Here is a 23771-nt window from a genome sequence, read left to right on the forward strand (position 1 = left end):
TCACAATCCGTTCGGGATGAATGTCGAGATTGCGGGCACGAGGATCAGGATCGCAAGCACCACGATGTCCATGGCAAGGAAGCGCGTCACACCGGCGAAGATGTCGTCGACCCGGATGCTGCGATCGGTGACATTGCCGATCACGAAGACATTCAGCCCGACCGGTGGTGTGATCAGCCCGATCTCCAGCAGCTTGACCACGATGACGCCGAACCAGATCAGGTCCATGCCCATGTTGCTGACCAGCGGAATGACGAAGGGCAGCGTCAGGACGATGATTCCGACCGGGTCGAGGAACATCCCGAGGAACAGATACAGCAGCGAGATCGCCAGCATCAGGACCAGCGGCGAGAACCCGGCATCGGCCACCCATTGCGACACCATGCCCGCCGCGCCGGTCAGCGCCACGAAGGACACGAAAATCTTGGCGCAGGCCGCGATCAGGAAGATCGCCGAGGTCTGGATCAGGCTGTCGCGGATGGCGATCCACATCGTGCGCAAGGTCAGCGAACGTTCGAGAAAGCCGATGAGGATGGTCAGGACCACGCTGATGGCCGCCGCCTCGGTCGCGGTGAAGAGGCCACCATAGATGCCGCCGATGATGACGCTGAACAGCAGCACGGCAGGCCAGGCCGCGATCGCCGCCCTCAGCCGCGCTCCCGGGGCCACCGGCGTTGGATCGACCGGGGCCGCGCTCGGGTCGCGCGAGGTCCACCAGAAGACCACGAGGATATAGCCCAGCAGCGTCAGCAATCCCGGCAGGATGCCCGCCAGAAACAGCTTGCTGATCGAGGTTTCGGTGAAGATGCCATAGAGGATGAACAGCACCGACGGCGGGATCAGTGACCCGAGCGTGCCGCCCGCCGCCACCGAGGCCGTGGCCAGCCTCGGGTTGTAACCCAGCCGCAGCATTTCCGGCACGCAGATGCGGCCCATGGTCGAGGCGCAGGCGATGGACGATCCCGAGATCGCCGAGAATCCGGCACAGCCCATCAGCGAGGCGACACTGACGCCGCCCGGCACCCGGCGCAGCCAGACATTGGCCGCGTCATAGATCCGCGTGGTGATGCCGGTGTGATAGGCGATGTTCCCCAGCGCCACGAACAGCGGAATCATCGACAGGTCGTAGGAATGGATCAGCTCGAAAAAGCTGTTCACGACCATCGAGGAGGTGGGGTTGATGGCGCGCTCGGGGCTGAACTCGCCGCTGCGGAAGGCATAGATCAGGAAGGTGCCGACCGATGCGACGCCCGCCAGCACGAAGGCGATGGGCACGCGCAGCGCCAGCAACAGAATGACCAGCCCGAAGGCCACGAGTCCGATGGTGGATGCGTCCATCTTAAACTGACTCCTCTTCGGTATGGCTGCGTTCGGCGACGGTGCCGGTGCGGCCGAACTCGGCCATGTCGGCCAGCGCGACCAGCACCAGCCGGACCGTCATCACGATGAGGCCCAGCAGAAAGACCAGCTTCATCGGCCAGCGCGGAATGCCCAACTGCCCGTCATAGAACTCGCCCGAGCTCCACGACCCCGACAGATTGCGCCAGCTGGCATAGATCAGCGGCATCATCGCCAGAAGCGCGACGAACCATCCCATGATGATCAGCACGCCGCGGGCGCGGGGCGACATCCGGTCGGTCACGAAGGTGACGGCGATATGGGCGCGGTTGGCGGTGGCGACGGCCAGCGGAAAGACGATGGTCGGGATCATCAGCTCGCGCACGATGATGACGATATCGGGCACGGCAAGGCCGAAGATCTGGCGGCCGATCACATTCGCGGTGATGACCAGCGCCAGCGCAAGCGCAGAGACCACGGCAAATTCAAGCATGATGCGTTCGATGGCCTTCATGGCCGTACCTCCCGTTTATAGGTCGCGTGACGCAGAGGGCCGAACCGGACTCGCGCATGACAGGCAGGGGATCGGAGGCGCGACGCGCCCCCGACAGGCAGCGAGGCTCAGTTGGCCTTTGCCGCCCAGGGATAGCCCTGTTCGTCGCGCTGCTTGGTGAATTCGGCGATCAGGCTTTTATAGTCATCGACCAGCCCCTTGCCATCCAGCCCTGCGGCATCGGCGCGGGCGATCCAGTCATCGACATAGGTCTGGCTCATTTCGCCAAGACGGCTGCGATCCGCGTCCGAGATCTTCAGCACCGGGATCTGCTTCTCTTCGAGGATCTCGATCGACCGCTGGTTCGCGTCGGTCAGGATGCGCCCGAACTCGTCCGAGAGGCCCTCGCCGACCTTCAGCAGAACCTGCTGCTGCTCGGGCGGCAGCATGTCGAAGCTGTCCTTGTTCATCATGATGCCCAGGGCGCCGATCTGGCCGAAGTCGATCTCGGTATAGCTGTCGAAGACCTCGTCGAACTTCAGCGCCTCGACCAGATAGGGATAGGTCTGGGTGCAGTCGATCAGCCCGGTTTCCAAGCCCTGATAGGCCTCGTAGACGGACATGTCGACGGGCGTGGCGCCCAGGTCGTGGAACACCTTGCCATAGGCGCCGACGCCGCGGATCTTCAGGCCCTTGACGTCGTCAAGCGTCTCGATGGTCTTGCCCTTGCAGCCCACCTGAACGGCCGACGTCGTGTAGGTGCCAATATATACCAGGTTCTGGGCGGCCAGGTTTTCCCGGATCTGTTCGTTTTCCCGCATCAGCTTGTCAGTGGCCTTCATTCCCACCCAAGGATCGGGGTTTGGAATCGGCAGGTCGGCCAGGCCATAGGCGATCATGTCCTGCGGAAAATAAACCCCAATGACCGAGCCCATGTCGGCGACACCATCCCGGATCGACTGAACGGCGACCTTCTCGGAAAACAGCGCGCCGCCCCAGTTCACGTCGATGGTGACTTCGCCGTTTGTCCGTTCGGCGACCTGGTCGACGAACCACTGCGTGGCCTCGGCGCGCACGCCGCGGTTGGGACCGGCCTCGCCGTAGATCAGCGTCATGGCCATCGCCGCGGACGAGGCCGAGCAGAGCAGGCCGAGGGTCAGGAAACTTGTCGTCAGAAAGCGCATGATGATTCTCCTCCCGTTCCAATTAGTAGCACATTGTGCCATAAAATGGAACAAACTTGCGTCGCCTCGAGAAAATTTGCGAGAGTGGCGCGGAGGCTTCGCAGAAAGGATAAAGAGTCGTGTTCAACTTGGCGGGAGAGGGCGTCGTCTTCATTTCCGGCCACGATGCCTGGCTCTACTGCGGCCGGCTGCGCACGCCCGCTGCCCGGACGCCCGCCTGAATGCAGCCTTTTCCCCCGCCGGAACGCTCTGCCCGCACGTTGGTCGCACAGGGCTGCATCATCGTCGTCATTCTGGCGTCCCTTGCCGGCATCTTCATCCACTCTGCCGCCATCGGCCTGACCGCCGGCGCGGCGCTGGCGGTCTTTCTTGTCCTGTGCTGGCGGCAGTTTACTATCGCCACGTGGTTGACCGTCGGCCTTTGCGCCCTGCTGCTGGCCGCGGCAATGGTGTGCGGCATCGACATCGAGACGCTGTCCCGGGGGCTTGAGCGGATGGCTTTCCTGGCAGCGCTGCTGGCGCTTCTGGGCGCGCTGCGGGTGGTTGCCTCGGAGGCACCCGAGGTCGTCCGCGCCGGACGCTATCTCACGACCCGCCCGCCCGGCCGGCGCTATCTGGCAATGAACTTCGGCGGCCATGTCTTCGGCGTCCTGATCAATCTCGGCGGCATCGCGCTGCTGCTGGACATGACGCGGCGGTCGCTGGAGGAAACGAGCGCGCATCTGCCCCCGGATTTGCGGGAATGGCGGCTGCGCCGGATAACGACAGCCGTGCTGCGCGGCTTTGCGCTGGCCCCGCTCTGGTCGCCCATCGGGCTTGGGTTGAACGCCCTGCTGCTGGCGATGCCCGAACTGGAATACGCCGACATCGGGCCTGCGGGGTTGCTGGCAGCGGCGCTGTTCCTTGCTTGGGGCTGGTTTCTGGACTGGGCGGGGGCGCCGCGCATCCCGCTTACGTCGCGGGCAGCCCCTCGACCGGATGCCGCCGACCGGGGCGGGGTTGCGCTGCTGGTGATGCATGTGGCGCTGCTGGCTGGGCTGGTCTTCGGGCTGCACGCGGCCACCGGGCTGCAGTTCCAGCAGGCGCTGCTGATCGCCGTGCCGGGCTACAGCCTGGCTTGGGCGGCGCGGATCGGGCGCGGCGGTCCGGGCCGCGCGGGTGCCGTGATGCGCCGCGCCACCGCCGGGACGATCCGGCGCTTTCCCCTGGCCGCCGCCGAGATCGGCGTCTTCGCCTCGGCGGGGCTTCTGTCGGTGCTGGCGCTGGAACTGCTGCCGATCGACCGGGTGCAGGCGCTGGTCGCCGCGCTGATCGGGGCCCCCTGGCAGATGGTCGTCCTGCTCAACCTGTCCATGTTCGCGCTGGCCACGGCAGGGGTGAACCCGATCATCACGGCCTCCGTCCTGGGCGGCCTCGTGACGCAACTGGACGTGCCGGGACTGAGCGATGCGGCCGCGGCGCTGTGCCTTGCGGGAACCTGGAGCTGCGTCATGGGCTTCACGCCGCTGATGACGACGGTGGTCTATGCCGGCGCATTGGTCGGACGGCCCGCGGCGGTCGTGGGCTTCCGCTGGAACGGGCTCTACTGCCTGTCAGGGCTGGCCCTGTGGACGATCGGGATGGCGCTGCTCGTGCAATCGGGCCTGATGTGAGGCTCGCCCCCCTTTTCTTCTGCCACTTGGACAACGGCGCGATGGATGCTGGCGACCGAGGGCTGCGGATCGAGAAGGGCCAGACCCTCGATCAGTTCGACCATCTCCTTCGGGAAGATGCGCGTCCCGGCTTCCGGCCGGATCGGACGTGCAGGGCCTGCCGGCCCATCCGCCCGGTCGCGGGCCGGCCAGCGGCGCGCGGTCCGCATCGGGAGGCCCGCCCCGGCTGCCACCCTTGATGGTGGAGGTGCGGGCGCCGCAGGGCCATGCGGCGGGCGGCGTCCGCCCTGTCCGGCCCCATCCTCCGGTCCCTCCGTCATGATGGTCTTCCCGTCCGCAAGGGGATCGGTGAGCGGACATGGGGCGAGAGAGTTGAGAACGGTATGGAAACCACACTCCATCATATCTCGTATAGATGGTACGATTTGATTCGCATATGCCACCCCTTATCCGTACACTCTCGGCATGACCGCGATCAAAATTGGCTATGCCCGCTGCTCCACCGATCGTCAGGATCTGACGGCGCAGCGTGCTGCCCTTGCAGAGCTTGGGGTCACCGAAGACCGCATCTACACAGATCACGGTCTGACCGGCACGAACCGCGACCGGCCCGGTCTCGCCCAGGCCCTCGCCGCCGTGCGCGCAGGCGACGTGTTTGTCGTGCCGAAGCTTGACCGCCTCGCGCGCTCGGTCCCCGACGCACGAGCCATCGCGGAACAGTTGGAAAAGAAGGGCGTCAAGCTTGCCCTCGGCGCATCGGTCTACGATCCGACCGACCCGATGGGAAAGATGTTCTTCAACATCCTCGCCACCTTCGCCGAGTTCGAGGCCGACCTCATCCGCATGCGCACCCGCGAAGGTATGGCCATCGCCCGCGCCAAGGGCAAACTCCGGGGAAAGCAGCCGAAACTCTCGGAAAAACAACAAAAAGAACTGAGCCGGATGCACGCCTCCGGCGAATATTCCATCAGCGATCTAGCTGAGCTCTTCTCTGTCTCAAGACCGACCGTCTACAGAACGCTGCAGCGAAATTCCCCAAAAATTAAGCCTTAGCGTAGGATTCTGCCCCCTCCGGCATCAGACCCCCTGTTCGGCGTTTTTCCTCACGTTTCTGGCGGCGAGCGAGCCGCGCCTTCGCGGCCATTGACCGGGAAGGGTCGTCTCGGGCGAAGATGGTTCGGAGAACAGGCGCTGAAGAAAGCACCTCTGCCTGTCTTTCGTAGATGATCGCGGGGGTTACGGGCGAGGATTTGGACGGAATCTTCTTCTTGGAGGACGCATGAGGGTGTTGTCACGTTAACCTGTCGGCAATCGGCGAAGGCATCGCGTTAGTGGGATCAGGCGATGTTCGCAGCCGTTTTCCAGACATCAAGTGCCTGCAACCGATGGAAGCGGATGGTTAAGGCTGTGCGGCGGCAGGATGGGACAAAGAAGCAGTTTCGGGTTGCTGAGTGAACAGACACGAAGCGCTGCAAGCCGCCGGGTGATCGGTGTCCTTGCATCACCCGGCCATAGATTGACTTGGCCGCGCTGAAACCGCGTCACCCAAACGTCGCACATGGTGTCCGAAAACCAGCATCATAGCGGTCAGCCGGATAGAACTCGGGCCGACCGCTATGGTCAGATCAGGCGGAGAGATCCATGACCATCCGGCCTTCGATCTTGCCGGCCTTCATCCGGTCGAAGATCGTGTTGACCTCGTCCAGGGACGCGGTCTCGATGGTCGCCTTCACCTTGCCGTCGCCCGCGAAATCGAGCGATTTCTGAAGATCGAGCCGCGTGCCCACGATGGAGCCGCGCACGGTGATCCCATTCAGCACCATACCGAAGATGTTGAGCGGGAAGTCACCCGGCGGCAGGCCGTTCAGCGCAACCGTGCCTCCGCGATCCACCATGCCAACGGCCTGCTCGAAGGCCTTTTCACTGACCGCCGTCACCAGGATGCCCTGAACGCCCCCGCCTGTTTCGCGTTTGACCTCGGCCGCCGGGTCCTCGCTTGTGCGGGCGTTCACGGTGATCTTCGCCCCCAGCCGCCGGGCGAGGTCGAGCTTGGCATCGTCTATATCGACCGCGACCACGTCGAAACCCATGGCGGCGGCGTATTGGACAGCCATGTGCCCGAGCCCGCCGATGCCCGAGATGGCGACCGTGTCGCCCGGACGGGCATCGGTCATCTTGAGGCCCTTGTAGACAGTAACCCCCGCGCAGAGAACGGGCGCGATTTCGTTGAACCCGATATTGTCGGGCAGGTGGCCGATGTAGTTGGGATCGGCCAGAACGTAATCCGCAAACCCGCCATTTACCGAGTACCCGGTGTTCTGCTGGCTTTCGCATAGCGTTTCCCAGCCGCCAAGGCAATGGCGGCAATGGCCGCAGGCGGTATAGAGCCACGGTACGCCGACGCGGTCGCCCTCTTTCACGTGGGTCACACCCTTGCCCACCGCCGAGACAAATCCGACCCCTTCGTGGCCGGGAATGAACGGTGGCTTGGGCTTGACGGGCCAATCACCCTCGGCGGCGTGCAGGTCCGTGTGGCACACGCCGGAGGCCTGAATGGCGACCTGTATCATGCCGGGCTCGACCTCGGGGACGGGTACTTCCTCGATCCGGAGAGGCGCACCGAATTCGCGGACCACGGCTGCTTTCATCGTTTTTGACATCTTTTCTTCTCCCTTATGTTGGATGTCACTGAGAACTGACCCAGCATTGTCATGGAGATTTGACCCGCCTGTCAGTATGTCTGTCGGTTCATGATGGGGTCAATGCTTGTATTTCCTTTCTCTTCCTTTTCGCGGTCTCCGAGCTGGCCTTGAAGCGATAGCTGTCGTTTCCGGTTTCCAGGATGTGGCAGCGGTGCGTGAGGCGATCGAGGAGCGCGGTGGTCATCTTGGCGTCGCCAAAGACGCTGGCCCATTCGCTGAAGCTCAGGTTCGTGGTGATCACGACGCTGGTGCGTTCGTAGAGTTTACTGAGGAGGTGTCACTTAGCACTTAAATGTGCGAATGCGGTCGTTCCGAAGAATTTTGGCACCTTAATCTGAGAATCATCGGGCCCGGGTTTCATATCAGTTGGAACTGTCGGGGTGGCCCCCAGTCGAGGGCCGGAGCGATCAGGGGCTCGGTGGCCATGGCAAATCGGTTCTTGTTGTCTCCCATCATGTGCCCTTGTAGCAATTTCAGCATTGGTGGCCCTGCGCGATCGATGATCGCCACTCCTGCCAGGAGCGCGGGACGGATGTAGAGCGGGAGGATGGGATGTTTTGGCGAGAACGGGAACGCTGTCTCTTTGGCCAGTAGGGCATCAATATCGGGAACGATGGCGCCGAGGAGCCGATAGCGCCAAAAATCGCAATCGCGAGGTAGTGGCCAGGGGATGCGGCGCATGAGCAAGAGTCGCGCGATCTGCAGGGGTGGGAGCCATGTTTCCACGCCGCATTCTGCGTGGTTATGCAACAAGGTCTCACCGCGACGTGCTGCTGCACGATAAGGCGCAAGCGTCCTTTTGCCATGGCTGGTGGTCTTGTCCTTGAATGGTTCCCCACAGTGCGGGCAGGTGATCCGCCATCCTTGCAATTCACTCCGCAGGACTGGCGGTGGACCAACATCGGTTTGATGGCAACGCGCGCAAAGTTGCATCGGACTCTTGGCGATGAACCGGTGAGCGGCTTTCGGGGCGTCCGCGAAGCTCAGGCTGCGTATACGTTTCGGGCCGACGCCGAACATCCCCGCAATCCGGTTCGCTTGGGCTTTCGTCAGAGAGAGATCGATTGCCCCGACGGATGTCGCCTCCGGCAGTCCATGGCGCAGCATGGTCAACGGTGTGACCCCATAGAAGTCCGCGTGGCGACTGATCCAGGATGACAGAAGTTCGCCGCGCAGAGGTGGCAAGGTGACGGGCAGGCGGCCCGTCATGCGAAGACCACCTCGGTATCGAATGCAGGCACCCAGGCTTCGACGGCGGTGTCGCTGATGTGTTCGGTCCCGCTTTCGATGGCTTCGATCGCAAGGCTGCCGAGCATCTGGAAGATGTTGGCCGTAATGCCATCCGTGATTTGCAGAATCCGCCGCAGGGATTTCGGCGTCAGCACAGAGGGACGCCGCAATGGAGTGTTGCGCAGGATCGACGCGATCAGCGTCTCGAAGTCTTCATTGGCGGCCCAACGGTTCAGGGTGAGCTGCTCGAAGCGGCGCGCAAGTTGAACGTCACCGCCGATGGCCTCCCGGGCGTCGTTCACGCCGAAGCAGACCAGTGAGATCTGGAGGCGATTGCTGAGAAAGCGCAGCATGTTAAGCACGATCCGTTGCTCTCGGTAGGTCCCGGCAAGGATGTTGTGAACCTCGTCGATGACCAGCACCTGGACGCCGATGGCCTTCATTATCCGCATTGTCGCCTGTTCCATCTGCGCAATATCGGCCCGCGGTGCCTGGGGCGCGCCGAGGAGGGAAAGCAGTTCGCCATAGAACCGCCGCTCTCCGGGGCGGCTGACCATTTCCATCGCCAGGACCGGTGTCTTCAGAACCCCGGACCGGCGATCATAATGTGGCGGATGCTGGTCGCGGAAGCGTTGCATGATCATGGTCTTGCCCATCCCGCTATCGCCATAAATCGCGACAGACGGCATGCGGGGGCCTCTCGGATGATCAAGGAGCGCCTCAAGGCGATCGAGGGCTTGCTTCGCGCGAGGGTAGAGAACCCAACGGCGGGACCTGATGGCGCGAATGCGTCCCGCCTGGGTTTCAGACAGCAGGGCCGCGGCGTCGGCGGTCAGATGAGGGTGATCTTTCGTCATTTTGGCTCCAGCTCATTCGGTGTCCTCAACAAAGGGCACCGGTTTGCTGGAGTCGACACCACGGAGCGTGCCCGTGTCCCGGAGGTCATCGCCCCGCCTCGACTGAGCCTTGCCGCGCCGCGCGGCAGCGGTTCTGTTTACGGCCTCGCCAACCAACTTCCGCTGTTCGAGCGCGGTCCTCACGATCGCGCGGCTATCGACTTCCCGCCGCCCTTTCTCACGCAGGGTGCGACGCGCCGTCAAAGCCTCGTGCAGGGAAATGGGTGCCAGGGTCAGGTCCGCGTAGCGGGCTTCAACGAAATTGCCCGAGGGCCGCCGCACGAACACGCGCGACATGTCGCGCGGATCATATTTCACCAGAAGCCGCCGCTCAGTCCGGCCGACATCGGCGCTGAGCGCGGGAGACCAGTAGCGCAGATCAAACAGATGAATGCCGGTCGGGCGCAAGGTTCGCTCCTGTTCTGGCAGGAAAGAGACCCAGAACTGCAATCGATCCTCCGGCAGCCGCAGAGGGATCTCACCTTCATGGTCCCGCCAGACGGCGAGGGGAGGGCGGCTCAGCGAGCTGTGGATGGATTGATGATAGGATCCGACAATGTCGAGGGCGATGTAACGCTCCAACTCGCGCAGGGTCAGCGCCGCATGTTTCTTTGAATCATATTCCGCGAGGTCTTGCGCGTTGCTGAAGGTCGTGCCGGGCAAAAGGTGCAGCCGTCCCATTTGGGTGCCGATCAGCCGCTCGATATGTCCGCCGAAGCGCGGTGTACCCGGCGGCCGCCAGTCGATCGCAATGCCCGCATTCTCGCAGCCACGCTTGAACGCGCGACTACGGAAATCCGCGCCGTTGTCTACATGAACCCGGTCGGGAAGGCCCGCCACGGGCCAGGACTCTTCGATCTCGCGCGCTTTTAGCCAGACGGTCTTGTCATAGACCGAATGCAGCAGGCAGAGGCTCGTCGAAAGCCGGGATGGCGCATCCATGGTCAGGTAGAACCCCGTCACCATACGGCTGAAGACATCCATGGCCAGGGTGAGCCAGGGGCGTCCGATCGGTTCCCGGGTTTCCTCATCGACGACAAAGACGTCGGCCTTCGTGTGATCGATCTGAACAATTTCGAGGGGTCGGGAACTGTTCAGTGTTCCCGGGACTGGCATCGTTGCTTTTACGGTCTCCGTCTCGCCCCGGCGTTGCGCCCGGTGGCGCAGATCCAGGTCACCAAGACGCCGCTCGATCGTTCGACGATGCAGCGGCTTCAGTCCTTCCGAGGCGCAATCCGTTTCAATGTCCCGCACCAGTTGCGAGACCGTTGGTCGGGTCGGTTTCAGATAGTACTTGCGGATCGCCTTCTCTATGATCGCTTCGCGTTGAGCATCCAATGCGCGATGGCCCGTCGGACGTCCGCGCTTGGTCTCAATGAGCGACATGACGGTTCTGTCCTTCCGAAACCGTCTCAGCAAGCGGTAGGTCGTCGCTTGGCTGACCTGCAGTTCGGATGCAAGATCGGCAATAGCGGCCACGCTTGATTCACCGGAACTGGACTCCAGGAATCTGCGTATCGTGACCGCACGGCGGCAGGCTTCTGCCCACTGGGCGTCATCTACCTCGTCTGGAAGTGGTTCGGTCATGGCGAGGACCCCACAAAATCGGAGCCACGATTATCGAATTAAGTGCTAAAGTCCAGCACGATTATCAATTTAAGTGCTAATTCTCAGATTTAAGCGCAAAGCTAAGCCATTGAAATCGCCTAAAACGAATTATCAGCTTTAAGTGCTAAGTCACAGCTTGTCCGGAATTCGCGTCCTGGGCGCGCAATCTGGAAGGGTTTGTCAAGGATTGGGGAGATCTTCACCGGGTTGCCGGCCAACTTAGGCCGATGATCGGGGTGTCGGAGCATGCCTGGAATGTGGCGCAGGACAGGCTGGGTAAGCAGGTGGCGACAGCGGCGTTCGCGCTTGTCTTCGAAAAGCACAATGCGGGCGAAGTCGGGTCTCCGGGAGGCTATTTGCGCGGTATGGTCGAAAAGGCAGGGGCAGGGGAGTTGCATCTCGAGCGCAGCTTCTACGGCAGACTGAACGGGCAGGCGGCGTGACGGTGCATCGGGCGACAGTGTCGGCCTTGATTGCCGTACATAATGACGCTATATCCTGTCAAGATAGGTGGAGTTAGTCATGCAGATTGAATCCTTTGCCGAAGGTGGCCTCTTTGCCCCTGCCCGTATCGCCGAAATCCTGCGCACGACGAAGGATGAAGTTGCGCGGACCGTTGGCCTTGGGCGTGACGCGTTGATGCGTGCCGACCGGGTTCAAAGTCCGAAAACCCAGAAGCGCCTTCGCGAGATGGTCGAGATCCTGAACCGGGTCGAACCGCGCTTCGGTTCGGCCTTGATCGCCTATGCCTGGTATCGGTCGGAACCACTGCCGGGATTTAGTGGCCTGACCGCGATGCAATTGGTGCGTGATGGGCAGGCCGAGGCGGTGATGGACTATATCGATGCCGTCGATGCGGGCGTCCACGCCTGAGGTCATATGCGTTATCGAGGACTGCTTTACCGGGCACTGAATCCGATCTACGCCCGTGACCCGTTGTCAGGGGAGGGCGCGCGGAAACATGGCGGGCGCTTCAATCCCAAGGGCATGCCTGCGCTCTACACTTCGCAATCGGTCATCACTGCCCTTCGAGAGGCAAACCAGGTCGGAACCCTGCAGCCGACGACACTTGTCGCCTACCAGGCCGATATCGGTCCGATATTCGACGCGGCCGATGCTGCAGAATTGGCAAGGTATGGGTTGAGCATGGCTGACCTTGCGGCAGATGATTGGCGCAGGCGCGTGCTGACCAAGGGCAGGGCGCCGACCCAGGTATTGGCAGAGCGGCTCAAGGCCGCTGGATATCTCGGGATGCAGGTTCGCTCCTTCGCAAAGGGTGCAGGTACGGAAGACCTGAATCTCGTCCTCTGGGTTTGGACATCCGGAGGGCCCTCGCGATTGCAACTTGTCGATGATGAAGCGCGGCTTGGCTGACAAGCGCGGTGGTCATGACAGTAAAGAATGTTCAACCATCGGCAGCAACTTGCGGGCAACCTGTATGATCGATCCCATTCTTAGCATCACAACGAAAGCCGCCTGATCATGCCCTCAGGCCATACGAGAAATTACGCCACCTTGACGGACGTGACCCTTAAGACCGCGATCTCTTAACGTTTGCAAGCTGATATCGGGTAACGGCCCGATTGCCACCGCCTGCCTGAGTTTGGGCTGATCGTCTAAGGCACGTGCATAGCGACGTCGTTAAGGACGTGTCTTATGCGGGGCTTGTATGCGTGGCGATATTCTTGGGCTGGAACGTCGGCGGCGGTGGGGCGACGATGAGAAGCTCGGGATCGTTTTGTCGGTCGGGGTGGGTGGCGCGACGGTGACGCAGGTTGCGCAGCGGCATGATGTGACGCGGCAGCAGATCTACGCCTGGCGGCATGAGTTGAAGAGGAAGGGACTGCTTTCGCCCTTGCCGGAGGTGCTGTTTCTGCCGGTGGAGTTGGACCGGCAGACGGAATTGGCGGAGCCGGTGCCGATCGCGGACACCGCAGCGCGGCGCCCTGCCCAGGTCGAGTTGCAACTGGCGAATGGCCGTTGCCTGCGTTTCGATCCGGCTCTGGACGCGATGACGTTGAAGCAAGTGATCCGGGCAGTAGAAGGGGCATGATCGGGCCGGGAACTGGCGTCCGCGTCTATCTGGCCTGTGGCGTGACCGATATGCGGAAGGGGATCGAGGGCCTTGCAGCTCTTGCACAGGATCATCTGCGCCAGAAGCCGGCCGGCGGTGCCGTGTTTGCGTTCCGCGGCCGGCGGGGTGACAGGCTGAAGCTTTTGCATTGGGACGGGCAAGGCTTCTGTCTCTATTACAAGGTGCTGGAAAAGGGGCGCTTTCCCTGGCCCGTGCGCGGTGACGGCGCCGCGCGCCTGACCTCGGCGCAGTTGGCGATGCTCTGGGAAGGCATCGACTGGCGCCGGCCGGACTGGGGTTCACCGTCCTGCGCACCGATGACGGCCGCAAGATCATCGTGGCGAACGGGACCATGGCGCAGAATACCATGATCAAGCTGGAGTCAGGGGCCAAGACGAGCGGGTGATGGATGGCGCCGAAGCGCACCCTACCCTCACCGGCTCCTGGCCGAAAGCCAGTCCTTCAGATAGGCGATCCCCTTTTCACGGTGATCCATCTTCCGCTCATGCATACCACGCGCGTTTGGATGGTAGGTGGCAAACAGCAGTGCCTTGCCAAGCACATCATTTGTATAGAACCCAAAGTCGCCGTGTTGATTTCCACCCAGAAGTGAGCCGGATATGGAGTGAACCCCTCGGGCTGGACCACATCGCACCATCTGAACTAAGCCGCCTTCTGGGCGAACAGGGTTTCGAATTCCTCGGGGGTTCGGTAGCCGAGGGCTGAGTGCAGTCTTTTTGAGTTGTAGATCTGCTCGATGAATATCGGCAAGCGGGCGGCCACATCGGCGAAGGTCTCGTATCCGGCCCGGTAGACCTCCTCCACTTTTAGGGTCTTCATGAAGCTCTCGGCCTGTGCATTGTGATAGGGGTTGCCGACGCTGCTCATCGAGCCGCACAAGCCCGCAGCCTCGAGAGCATCACGATAGCGCTGAGAGGCGTATTGGCAGCCACGATCGGCATGATGGATGCAGCCCTTTGGAGGGTTTCTGCTCATGACGGCCGCACGCAAGGCGGCGAGCGCCAGTTCCGTGTCCAGGTGCCGCGACAGCGCATAGCCAACAACCTTGCGGCTGCAGGCATCCAGGATGACGGCCAGATAGCAAAAACCAATTGCGACACGGATGTAAGTAAAGTCTACGACCCAGACCTTGTCCGGTTGATCGGGGATGATGTTGCGATACAGGTTGGGGAAGATCGGAGAGTCGTGCCGGCTGTCGGTCGTGCGCACAAAGCGCCTGCGGGGCTTGATGCCCAGTCCCGCCGAGTGCATGACCCTTGCGACCCTCTTGTGATTGATCGAAAGACCGCGACGCCGAAGCTCGTGGGTCACGCGTCGATAACCATAGCAGGGCAATTCATCCTGGATATCCTCGATGATGGCGACGAGTTCGGCGTCGGTCAGCCCTGCAGGTGCAGCCTTGGTCGAGCGGTAATAATAGGTGCTGCGCGGCAGGCTCATGGCTTTGCACCCTCGTCGGATGGAGCAGCCCCGGGGCCGCTGATCACGAAGGATCTCTCGCTGCCGTTCGCGCCCAGGCTTCGCGGTGTTTTTTTGGCAATATCCAGCTCCATCGTGAGCTGACCCACCTTCCGCTCAAGCGCGGCAATGCGAGCTTCATACTCGGCGATCACGCTTGCCTCGGCTTCCTCGTCATTCAGCTCGCCCCGGTCGAACTGCGCGAGCCATAGCTGGATGAGGTTGGCGGAAAGGTTGTGGCTTCGTTGCGCATCGCGCCGCCCGAGGACGCCAGCGCGGATGTCCTGGCAGAGCTGCAGCTTGAACGGCGTCGAGTGCCGGCGGTAGGGACCTCGTGTTGTCATGGGCCTGCTGCCCTGGCTCTACCTCAAGGGGGTCTCCACCGGCGATTTCGGCGAGGCGCTGGCCGCCCTTCTGGGGCCGGACGCCAAGGGCCTGTCGGCCAAGACCGTCACCCGCCTGAAAGCCAACTGGTGGTCCGAATACGAGGCTTGGGAGAAGCGCGACCTCGGAACCCGGCGGTTCCTCTACATCTGGGCCGACGGTGTCTACTTCAAGCCGCGCATGGCCGAGGAAAAGCAATGTGTTCTGGTCATCGTCGGGGCGGATGAATACGGCCGGAAGGAACTGCTGGCCATGACCGACGGCTTCCGCGAGAGCACCCAGAGCTGGCGCGAGGTGCTGCTCGATCTCAAGCGGCGCGGCCTCACGCAGGATCCCAAGCTCGCGATCGGCGACGGTGCCCTCGGCTTCTGGACGGCCCTGCGCGAAGTCTTCCCCACGACGCAGGAGCAGCGGTGCTGGCTGCACAAGACCATGAACGTGCTGAACGCGCTGCCGAAATCGGCGCAGGCCAGGGCCAAAGGACACCTGCACGACATCTGGCAGGCCGGGACAAAGGCCGAAGCCAACGTCGCCTTCAACTTCTTCGTCGAAACCTACGGCGTGAAATGGGACAAGGCGGTGGCCAAGCTGGTCAAGGACCGGGACGCGCTGCTGACCCTCTACGACTATCCGGCCGAGCACTGGAAACATATCCGGACGTCAAATCCGATCGAGAGCACCTTCGCCACCGTCCGGCACCGCACCCGGCGAACCAAGGGCTGCCTGAGCCGAAAGACCGGGCTCGCCATGGCCTTCCGGCTGATGATGTCGGCGCAGAAGAAATGGCGGAGGCTCGACGGCCGGAACCGCCTGCCAGAGGTCATCAGCGGGGTTGAGTTCCGCGACGGCGTCCGCCACATTCAAGCTGCCGCCTGATCAAGCGTCACCAACTTTCGAGCATATCTCCGCTGGAGCCGTTTCGGTCTTCGCCGACGGAGGCGAAGAGAAACCGCTCCAATGCGGGGTCGTGGAAATTAAGGATACCTGGTGCGGGCATTTTTGCTTCCTACATAAATGTGGCTCGGGATCTCGGCAGGTTTAGACACAGAACGATCTGGGTCGCCAACTCCGGCCGAGAAGACCTCGGTTGGCGTCGATCCTGCCCAAATTCCGCCCTGCACGGGCTGATGCAGATCAGTCTGGCGCCAAGCTGACGCTGCCAATGCCAGACCCGCTCGGGTCTTGCCCGTCAGCTCACCATTGCGAGCCATGCTAACATGGGTCAGGGCGTGTCGTCCGATCGTCAGGTAAAAGTACTGATACCAGCACGCTGTGCCTCTTCCCCGAAATCATGGGGTGGACGTGGTGCTGCCCCCCCCGCAGACAGCACGGAGATCAGGTATGGCCATGCGCTCGACCAAGTCGACTGTGACGTTCGAACACCCGTTTCTCTTGTCCGGTTACACGGATGAATTGCCCGCCGGCGACTACGACGTGGTCGTCGAGGAAGAGCTTCTGGAAGGTCTCAGTTTCGCGGCCTACCGGCGAACGGCCACATATCTGACCGTTCGCGGAAAGGGACGCATGGGGGGCCTGGTCGAACTGCGACCGACAAGCGAGCTCGATCTGGAAACGGCACTTGAATTGGACAGAAGGTCCGTGAAGCCAAATAGCGAGACGGCGCTTTCCCCGTCGGAGGACTTGGAATGAACACTCCCGAATGGCTTAAATCCGGAATCTACGGCGCCGCAATCGGCGCGGTCATTTTTGGCGCTGTCGGATTTACCTGGGGCGGCTGGGTGACCGGTGGAACCTCGAGCGACAGGGCCATGACCATGGCCCATAACGATGTTGTCGCGGCCATGGTGCCCGTATGCTTGGAAATGGCCCGGACCGATCCGGAGCGGGCTGCAAAGCTGGAAGCGATCCGGGCTGCCTCCACCTATCAGAAGCGCGACGCGCTTATGAAGGCCGGATGGGCCACCGTACCAGGCGCAGACGCTCCGAACCGCGACATCGCGCAAGCCTGTCTCGCAGAGCTCGAACTGTAAGGGGTCCAAATGGAACAGCCCCCAAATGTCAGCAACGAAAAGACCCCGCCCGCAACGGAAGAGATTTCCGCGCGCTGCGCTGAGACTACCGAGCTCGAAGGTCGTGTGATCGCTCTCGAAAGGGGTCTTCGACCCACAGGACAGATCGAGTTTGCGGTCCAGGCAGCGGAGAACGAAGGCATGCCGACACGACCGGTGGCTGTTCCCGTGGCGCGACGCAGGCGCCCGGCGGCAAACCGCAACATCCCGGCCGGTGCACCCGAAATCAGGCGTGCAAGCGCACCACCCCCGACCGCGAAGCCCCCCACTGCGAAGGATTGAGCAAATGAAATACGATGCGCATTCACATGGCAGGACCCTCGGGCGCCTTGTTGCGAAGCTGACTGCGGTGGCCGGCTTGATCACCTCTCTCGCGTTTCCAGTCTTTGCGCAGGACGGGACTGGACCGATCCCGCAGAACGCGCAGGCCCGCAGCTATGGCGGAGGGTGGAACTGTATCCTGGGGTATCGGGTGGATGGCGCTGAGTGCCTTACGATCGAACTGCCGGAGAATGCCTATGCGACGGGTCGTTCCTATGGAACGGGGTGGGAATGTCGCCGCGGATACGAAGAGAGGGGTGAGGCATCGTGCGCCCCCATCCTTGTGCCCGCCCACGCCTTCCTGCAATCTTACGGTTCCGACTGGCAGTGCGAACGCGGATATCGGCAGGACCGCGAAACCTGCGTTCCAATCATCCTGCCGGAACACGCATTTCTCACGGAAGATCCCGGAGGCACGGGCTGGACCTGTGATCGCGGCTTCGTCGCGGGCGAGGATGCATGCGTGCCAGTTGCGGTGCCGGAGAACGGCTATCTGACTAACGCCGAGTACGGCGATACTTGGCGGTGCGAGAGAGGATTTTTCGAGGTGGACGATCGCTGCGATGTCGTCGTGCTACCGGCCAATGCCTTCTTGGATACAGATACCTACGGGCCTGGATGGCGTTGCGAACGAGGATATGAGAGCAAGGATCGGAACTGCGTCGCGATCGAGTTGCCGCAAAACGCTCATCTCGACCGATCCGGCAACCGCTGGACCTGTGACCGAGGCTTTCACTTGTCCGATGGGGGGTGTGCTCTTGGACGATGATCCGCACACTTCGGGGGGTCCTCGTGCGTCCGGCATGAGCGTCAGCTTAGGATGCCGCCTGCGCTACGCGTTGACCCAACCGACGCCCTTGATCGCAATGCTGAATGTACACTATTCGCGCTTCGGTGATCTGGAGCGCGCCGACTATCTCGTCACCTCTCCCAGCGTCCCGCTCGAAAGCTACCGTGACGGTTTCGGAAACTGGTGCACGCGCATGGTGGCACCAGCGGGCGATTTCACCTTGTCCTCCGATGGCATTTTCCGGGATGGCGGGTTGCTCGACCCCGCTGCTCCGGATGCGGCCCAGCACGCGGTCCAGGATCTGCCGTTCGAGACGCTCGTCTATCTGCTCGGCAGCCGATATTGCGACACGGATCTTCTGTCCGACGAAGCCTGGCGGCTGTTTGAGAACACAAGGCCCGGATGGGCCAGGGTCCAGACGATCTGCGATTTTGTTCACGAGACTGTGGCTTTCGACTATATGCAGGCGAATGCGACCCGCACAGCCTCTCAGACGCTTGCCGGCCGGGCCGGTGTGTGCCGTGATTTTGCGCATCTCGCCATCGCCTTCTGCCGATGCATGAACATTCCGGCCCGCTATTGCACGGGCTATCTGAGCGATATTGGCGAGCCCGAGCCCTATCCGCCCGGAGATTTCGCGGCCTGGATGGAAGTCTTTCTCGAGGGTCGCTGGTGGGTCTTCGATCCGCGCAACAACACACGGCGCACCGCGAGGATCCTGATCGCGCGCGGCCGGGATGCCGCGGATGTGCCTTTGACGCAGACCTTCGGGCCAAGCACGCTGTTGGAATTCCGGGTCTGGACCGATCAATTGACCTGATCGGGCCTCAATCCAAGTGGTCGGCCATCAGGCGATCACGGCTCTGATCCTCTCTGAGGCAAGGCTCTGGATTTGAAGGTCTTGCGACGCTGGGCAGGCCCTGGCGGACCGTGAGATCACCGAATTGACCGTAAACAAGGAGGACGCAGATGGAACACCCCAAACTAAAGAGCGTTGCGGTGTTTTCGAGACCGTTCACTGTCCCGGGTTTTGACGAAATGCTGCCGGCCGGAGCCTACGAGATCGAAACCGAGCTGAGTGCGCCGCCCGATGACCGCAACCCCGATGCCTGGAAGGCCTCGGTTCTGGTAAATCTGCATCCGCGAAATTCGCATCCTGGACTGTCAAGGACCTTGATGGTTTCTCTGGCCGACCTCGATGCGGCCCGCGCAAAAGACGAACTTACCGGGAAAGAACTCACGGAGTTCTTCCTCGAAGAGATGTTGGCCGACCCGATGGTGCAGCTGGTTATGCAGGCCGACGGTGTCTCTGAAGTGCAGCTTCGGCATCTCTACTCAGGCAAACGTTCGTCTGAGGTCGGCTCTGATACCGTGACACCCATCCGTGAAGCTAGAACTCCGCAGGACAAGTCTGCGATTCAGACTGCGGAGAACGAAGGAATGCCGCCGCGGTCAAATTGAACCGCGCGCCGTAGTACGCACGCCGACACTTCGGCTCCCGGTCTCCCCCGAGTTGGCCGTGCTAGAAAAAGAGGAAAACACCATGACTGATCATGAGGATGACAGCCCAGAAGATCGAGGTCCTTGGAACACCCGACAGAAGCGTGCTCCACCAGAGATCGATGCCATTCTCCGCCAGGGTCGCGAACGCTTGGGTGGCCTGTTGCCAGGTGGGCTGCCGCCCGCCAAGAGCATCGCGGTGGTGGGGGCCGTTGCTTTCTTCGCAGTTGTCGCCTGGTCGTCCTACTACACGGTTCCGAGTGACTCCGTTGCAGTCGTCCAGCGATTTGGAAAATACACCGCTGAGGTTCCGCCGGGGCTTCACTTCAAATTTCCGCTTGGAATCGATGTGGCGACGCTGGTTCCCGTGAAGCGTCAGCTGAAACAGGAATTCGGTTTCACAACGCCGGGCGCGAGTGATCCGTTTCAAAGTCCGGTCGATGGCCGTCGCGAAACCGAGATGGTAACCGGCGATCTGAACGCCGCTCTCGTGGAGTGGGTGGTGCAATACCGGATTTCGGAGCCGCTGAAATTCCTCTTCGAGGTGCGTCAGCCGGGCGCGACGCTTCGCTATGTTACCGAGTCTGTTATGCGTGAGGTTGTCGGCGACCGCACAGTCGACGAGGTCATCACCATAGGCCGACAGGAGATCGAAAGCGAAGCTCTTCTGAAGATGCAGGCGCTGACGACCAAGTACGCGATGGGGATCAGCATCGATCAGGTGCAGCTCAAGAACATCAACCCGCCCGAACCGGTTCAGGCCTCTTTCAATGAGGTCAATCAGGCGCAGCAGGAGAAGGAGCGCTTGATCAACGAAGCGCGCCGCGAATACAACAAGGTCATTCCGCTGGCCGAGGGCGAGAAAGACCAGCGCATCCGCGAGGCCGATGGCTATCGCCTAAAACGCATAAACGAGGCTGAAGGTGACGCCGCACGGTTCACCGCGCTTCTGACCGAATACGTGAAGGCGCCCGAAGTCACGAGGCGGCGAATCTATATCGAAACCCTGCAGGATGTGCTGCCAGGGATAGGGTCGAAGATCATCGTCGATGGCTCGACCGCGAGCATTCTCCCGCTTCTGACGCTCGATCGGGCTAGGGGGGATAAGCCATGAAAATGAAATTTGGCATTCTTGCAGGTCTCGCCGTTGCGGTCGTCGTGACCGCCCCGGGCGCCTTCTACACGGTTGGCGAGGTCGAACAGGCGATCATTACGCAATTCGGCAAACCCGTTGGGGAACCGGTCACGACAGCCGGCCTTAAATTGAAACTCCCCTTTATTCAGGAGGTCAATCGGATCGATCGCCGGGTTCTCGAGTGGGACGGCAACCCTTCGGACATGCCAACCAAGGATAAGCTCTATATATCCGTGGACTTGTTCGCCCGTTGGAAAATTACAGATCCGTTGCAGTATTTCCTGCGCCTGCGCGACGAGCGAAGCGCGCAATCGCGGCTCGACGACATTCTGGGCAGCGAGACCCGCAATGCCGTCGCCAAGCACGAGCTGATCGAGATCATTCGAACAACGAAAGGCAGGGTGCCGCTGCGGGACACGCTCCTGACGGATGAAGAGCGCGCGCAGGACATCGGTGCGCTGGTCCCCATACAAAAGGGCCGGGCAATGGTGGAGCAGGAGATCTTCGCGGCTGCCGCAGAGAAGGTTCGTGTATTCGGGATAGAACTCCTCGACATCCGCTTCAAGCGGATCAACTACAACGAAAGCGTGCGTCCGAAGATCTATGATCGCATGATCTCGGAGCGACGACAGATCGCCGAGCGTTTCCTGTCCGAAGGCAATGGCGAAGCCGCGCGTATCCGCGGCAACCGCGTGCGCGACCTGAACAAGATCCAATCCGAAGCCTACCGGGAGGTGGAAGAAATCCGGGGCCTGGCAGATGCCTCGGCGGCGGACATCTATGCAAGAGCCTACAACATCACTCCCGAGGCCGCTGAATTCTACGCGTTCACGCGAACCATGCAGGCCTACAAGGATATGATCTCGGGCGGAACGACACTTGTTCTCACGACCGACAGCGATCTCTTCGGATACCTGAGGGCAATGGAAGGAGAAACGTCAGGCGCAGGGGCTGACCCTGCCCGTGCAGGGGCCGAAGCGTTGGTCGAACGATGATACCAGGGAGACAATAGCGATGACCGACGATCCGGTTGACCTCGATACAAGGCGAAGCGCCGAAGGCCGGATCGCGGCCGACATCCGGCGACACTCCCTGAAGGATTTCGAAGCCGATCAAAGAGCGCTCCGCTTGCGGCAGGAGGAACTCGAAGTACAGCTCCTCGCCCAACCCGCCGCCAACTGGCATGAGGCAGCGCTCAAAGCGCAGTATCTGATACGGCGCTACTCGGAAACCGCCGAAGCCAGTGACGCCCGGCGACAGGAACTCATCGAGCGCACGCTTGGTGATCTGGCACGGCTGATTGAAGAGGATGGCGCAGATCGATGACCGAACTCGTGGATCAGGACAATGGGCCTGTGCGGGCCATCGATGATGTCCCGAAAGAGCGTCTTTGTCTCCGTTGCCGCACGCCCGTTCCGAGTGAAGGCTTCGGGGAGCGGATTTGTCGGCGGTGCAAAGCGTCGCGCTCATGGCAAACGGCGGTGCAACCTGTCCGCTCGTCAGGGCGCGGGTGACCAGCGGATTGTCCGGCTTTGGCCCAAATCCAAAATCCCGGGCACTCCAAGGCTGCGGTCTCTGAGCGTCGTCATGCCTTGCGTATCATGTCCTCGTCTCGAGCCGTGTCAGTTGAAGCAGTATCAGTGTGCCGATTGTCGCAGCGAAGGCCGATCCTGACAGGATTCCTAGTTTGGCAGCGTTAAGCATCGTCGCATCGAAGGCCAGATCCGCGATGAAGACCGACATCGTGAACCCAATCCCCGCCAAAAACGAGCCGGCCACGATGAAGGGCCAGGACAGGCCCGGCGCAAGCACCGCAATGCCGGAACGAACTGCAAGCCAGCTGAAACCGAGTACGCCGATCGGCTTTCCCAATACCAATCCGGCAATGACCGCCAGAGTGACTGTTTGTTGGAAATCAGCACCCTGAAACGTCATGCCGGCATTAGCCAACGCGAAGATCGGCATTATTGCAAAGCCGACCCAAGGGTGCAGTATCATCTCGAGACGCTCGACTGGAGAGACGGATTCCGTGACCGCTGCCCCTGCCTGGAGAAGGTCATGGCGTTCTGTGGTATCGCCACTCCAATGCTCGCCGGCAGGATGGGCCAGCAACCGCCCCAGGATCCCCCGTAGACGTGCATCGCTGACCCAGACCCGGGTGGGTGTCATGAGGCCCAGAATGACGCCAGCGATGGTCGCATGGACGCCGGATGCATCAACACTTAGCCAGATTCCAACTCCCAGCAATGAATAGACCGGAACACTTCTGATTCCGAGCCGCGAGGCGCTTGCAACGGCACCAATTCCCAGCAGACCCACCCCGAGTGCCGACCAGTTCAGGGCTTCTCCGTACCCGAGCGCGACCACGAGAATCGCGCCGACATCATCGAATATCGCCAGCGAGAGCAAAAAGAGACGCAGGGTAGGTGGAACCCGGTTTCCGAATAGCGCGAGGCACCCGATTACGAATGCCGTATCGGTTGCCATAACGGTTCCCCAACCATGCAGTCCGGATTCTCCGGACATCAACGCCAAATACATTGCGACCGGAACCACCATGCCGCCCACGGCCCCCGCCAGAGGCAAGGCGACTTGTCGAGGATTTCTCAATTCTCCCAGAACGATTTCCCGCTTGAGCTCGAGCGAGAGCACAAAGAAAAAGAGCGTCATCAATCCGTCATTGACCCAGTGGCGCAGGGAGCGGCTGAAATCCCATGAGCCGAATGTCAGGCCGATACGAGTTTCCCAGAAATCCAGAAAAACGCGGTGCCAAGGCGAATTCGCCAGTCCCAACGCCAGCAACACCGCCAGGAAAAGAAGGGCACCCGCTGCCGCCTCGATTTTCAGAAAGCGTGCGAAGGGTCGCGCGAGCGTGTCGGCGGCCTCATGGGGCAGAGATGCTAGTTTGTCGATCATTGGACCGTTTTCCCCTTTTTTCCACTCAGAGGGACAGTG

The 23771-nt window shown here is 61.6% G+C and carries 24 protein-coding genes and 4 pseudogenes; 16 read left to right on the forward strand and 12 right to left on the reverse strand.

All coding sequences use genetic code 11. The features are described from left to right. The 3 genes from CX676_RS20675 to CX676_RS20685 form a co-directional block, all read right to left on the reverse strand. Positions 1–1338, reverse strand: coding sequence for a TRAP transporter large permease (locus CX676_RS20675; protein ID WP_101754696.1), 1338 nt, complete (start codon positions 1336–1338; stop codon positions 1–3). A 1-nt stretch (position 1339) separates the two neighbouring features. Continuing rightward, entirely contained in the window at positions 1340–1852 is a 513-nt protein-coding gene (locus CX676_RS20680; RefSeq protein ID WP_101754697.1) for a TRAP transporter small permease, read from the reverse strand. A 107-nt stretch (positions 1853–1959) separates the two neighbouring features. Beyond that, a complete protein-coding gene (locus CX676_RS20685; RefSeq protein ID WP_101754698.1) occupies positions 1960–3015 on the reverse strand; it encodes a C4-dicarboxylate TRAP transporter substrate-binding protein in 1056 nt (351 codons plus the stop codon). A gap of 221 nt (positions 3016–3236) precedes the next feature. Here CX676_RS20685 and CX676_RS20690 point away from each other — a divergent pair, with 221 nt between their 5' ends. Together CX676_RS20690 and CX676_RS20695 are read left to right on the forward strand one after the other, a co-directional pair. Continuing rightward, positions 3237–4667, forward strand: a complete 1431-nt coding sequence (locus CX676_RS20690; RefSeq protein WP_157936025.1) for a hypothetical protein — start codon at positions 3237–3239, stop codon at positions 4665–4667. A gap of 465 nt (positions 4668–5132) precedes the next feature. After that, complete coding sequence (locus CX676_RS20695) at positions 5133–5720, forward strand: recombinase family protein (protein ID WP_101754700.1); 588 nt, start codon at positions 5133–5135, stop codon at positions 5718–5720. 284 nt (positions 5721–6004) lie between these two features. Here the strand turns inward: CX676_RS20695 and CX676_RS23120 are convergent. The 6 genes and pseudogenes from CX676_RS23120 to CX676_RS20725 all read right to left on the reverse strand — a co-directional run. Then, positions 6005–6175, reverse strand: a pseudogene (locus tag CX676_RS23120) (IS6 family transposase); the annotation flags it as partial. A 117-nt stretch (positions 6176–6292) separates the two neighbouring features. After that, positions 6293–7327 (reverse strand): alcohol dehydrogenase AdhP, encoded by a 1035-nt coding sequence (gene adhP, locus CX676_RS20705; protein ID WP_101754701.1) that lies wholly within the window; start codon positions 7325–7327, stop codon positions 6293–6295. Between the two features lie 88 nt (positions 7328–7415). Next, a pseudogene (locus CX676_RS20710) lies at positions 7416–7646 on the reverse strand (ATP-binding protein); the annotation flags it as partial. An 80-nt stretch (positions 7647–7726) separates the two neighbouring features. Next, positions 7727–8578, reverse strand: a complete 852-nt coding sequence (locus tag CX676_RS20715; protein WP_101754702.1) for a TniQ family protein — start codon at positions 8576–8578, stop codon at positions 7727–7729. Then, entirely contained in the window at positions 8575–9456 is an 882-nt protein-coding gene (locus CX676_RS20720) for a TniB family NTP-binding protein (RefSeq protein WP_101754703.1), read from the reverse strand. Before CX676_RS20720 ends, CX676_RS20715 begins: the two co-directional genes overlap by 4 nt. Before the next feature lie 12 nt (positions 9457–9468). Further along, positions 9469–11082: a Mu transposase C-terminal domain-containing protein gene (locus tag CX676_RS20725; RefSeq protein WP_101754704.1), complete on the reverse strand. Its 1614-nt coding sequence runs from the start codon at positions 11080–11082 to the stop codon at positions 9469–9471. 155 nt (positions 11083–11237) lie between these two features. On the opposite strand from CX676_RS20725, the pseudogene repC reads away from it, so the two are divergent. From repC to tnpB, 5 genes and pseudogenes are all read left to right on the forward strand, one after another. Further along, positions 11238–11546, forward strand: a pseudogene (gene repC, locus CX676_RS20730) (replication initiation protein RepC); the annotation flags it as partial. Between the two features lie 79 nt (positions 11547–11625). After that, entirely contained in the window at positions 11626–11976 is a 351-nt protein-coding gene (locus CX676_RS20735) for an antitoxin Xre/MbcA/ParS toxin-binding domain-containing protein (protein WP_036743537.1), read from the forward strand. Between the two features lie 6 nt (positions 11977–11982). Continuing rightward, a complete protein-coding gene (locus CX676_RS20740; RefSeq protein ID WP_101754705.1) occupies positions 11983–12477 on the forward strand; it encodes an RES family NAD+ phosphorylase in 495 nt (164 codons plus the stop codon). 295 nt (positions 12478–12772) lie between these two features. Then, positions 12773–13156 carry an IS66-like element accessory protein TnpA gene (gene tnpA / locus CX676_RS20745; protein WP_101754706.1) on the forward strand — a complete coding sequence of 128 codons (384 nt, stop codon included), beginning with the start codon at positions 12773–12775 and terminating at the stop codon, positions 13154–13156. Continuing rightward, positions 13153–13548 (forward strand): IS66 family insertion sequence element accessory protein TnpB, encoded by a 396-nt coding sequence (gene tnpB / locus CX676_RS20750; RefSeq protein ID WP_101754707.1) that lies wholly within the window; start codon positions 13153–13155, stop codon positions 13546–13548. Before tnpA ends, tnpB begins: the two co-directional genes overlap by 4 nt. Positions 13549–13840: 292 nt before the next feature. Here tnpB and CX676_RS20755 read toward each other — a convergent pair whose 3' ends face one another. Further along, a complete protein-coding gene (locus tag CX676_RS20755) occupies positions 13841–14692 on the reverse strand; it encodes an IS3 family transposase (protein ID WP_157936044.1) in 852 nt (283 codons plus the stop codon). Continuing rightward, on the reverse strand, positions 14635–15000 hold the full coding sequence (locus CX676_RS20760) for a transposase (protein WP_101754709.1): 366 nt from the start codon (positions 14998–15000) through the stop codon (positions 14635–14637). Before CX676_RS20760 ends, CX676_RS20755 begins: the two co-directional genes overlap by 58 nt. Here CX676_RS20760 and CX676_RS20765 point away from each other — a divergent pair. The 9 genes and pseudogenes from CX676_RS20765 to CX676_RS20800 all read left to right on the forward strand — a co-directional run. Beyond that, a pseudogene (locus CX676_RS20765) lies at positions 14996–15916 on the forward strand (IS256 family transposase); the annotation flags it as partial. The gene CX676_RS20760 and the pseudogene CX676_RS20765 sit on opposite strands and share 5 nt — an antisense overlap. Positions 15917–16381: 465 nt before the next feature. Further along, the gene (locus tag CX676_RS20770; protein ID WP_101754710.1) at positions 16382–16690 is read left to right on the forward strand and encodes a hypothetical protein; all 309 of its coding nucleotides are present in this window, start codon (positions 16382–16384) and stop codon (positions 16688–16690) included. Beyond that, entirely contained in the window at positions 16687–17031 is a 345-nt protein-coding gene (locus tag CX676_RS20775) for a hypothetical protein (RefSeq protein ID WP_101754711.1), read from the forward strand. Before CX676_RS20770 ends, CX676_RS20775 begins: the two co-directional genes overlap by 4 nt. A gap of 325 nt (positions 17032–17356) precedes the next feature. Next, positions 17357–18160 (forward strand): hypothetical protein, encoded by an 804-nt coding sequence (locus CX676_RS22665; RefSeq protein WP_157936026.1) that lies wholly within the window; start codon positions 17357–17359, stop codon positions 18158–18160. A gap of 34 nt (positions 18161–18194) precedes the next feature. Further along, positions 18195–19001, forward strand: a complete 807-nt coding sequence (locus CX676_RS20780; protein ID WP_101754712.1) for a transglutaminase-like domain-containing protein — start codon at positions 18195–18197, stop codon at positions 18999–19001. A 149-nt stretch (positions 19002–19150) separates the two neighbouring features. After that, positions 19151–19642 carry a hypothetical protein gene (locus CX676_RS20785; protein ID WP_101754713.1) on the forward strand — a complete coding sequence of 164 codons (492 nt, stop codon included), beginning with the start codon at positions 19151–19153 and terminating at the stop codon, positions 19640–19642. Between the two features lie 82 nt (positions 19643–19724). Next, positions 19725–20795: an FtsH protease activity modulator HflK gene (gene hflK / locus CX676_RS20790; RefSeq protein ID WP_101754842.1), complete on the forward strand. Its 1071-nt coding sequence runs from the start codon at positions 19725–19727 to the stop codon at positions 20793–20795. After that, the gene (gene hflC, locus CX676_RS20795; protein ID WP_101754714.1) at positions 20792–21811 is read left to right on the forward strand and encodes a protease modulator HflC; all 1020 of its coding nucleotides are present in this window, start codon (positions 20792–20794) and stop codon (positions 21809–21811) included. The genes hflK and hflC overlap by 4 nt, the downstream gene beginning before the upstream one ends. A 19-nt stretch (positions 21812–21830) precedes the next feature. Beyond that, positions 21831–22142, forward strand: a complete 312-nt coding sequence (locus CX676_RS20800; RefSeq protein WP_028095103.1) for a hypothetical protein — start codon at positions 21831–21833, stop codon at positions 22140–22142. A gap of 273 nt (positions 22143–22415) precedes the next feature. Here CX676_RS20800 and nhaA read toward each other — a convergent pair whose 3' ends face one another. Continuing rightward, the gene (gene nhaA, locus CX676_RS20805; RefSeq protein WP_028095102.1) at positions 22416–23732 is read right to left on the reverse strand and encodes a Na+/H+ antiporter NhaA; all 1317 of its coding nucleotides are present in this window, start codon (positions 23730–23732) and stop codon (positions 22416–22418) included. Between the last annotated feature and the right edge of the window lie 39 nt (positions 23733–23771).

The organism is Paracoccus zhejiangensis (assembly GCF_002847445.1).
Taxonomy (GTDB): domain Bacteria; phylum Pseudomonadota; class Alphaproteobacteria; order Rhodobacterales; family Rhodobacteraceae; genus Paracoccus; species Paracoccus zhejiangensis.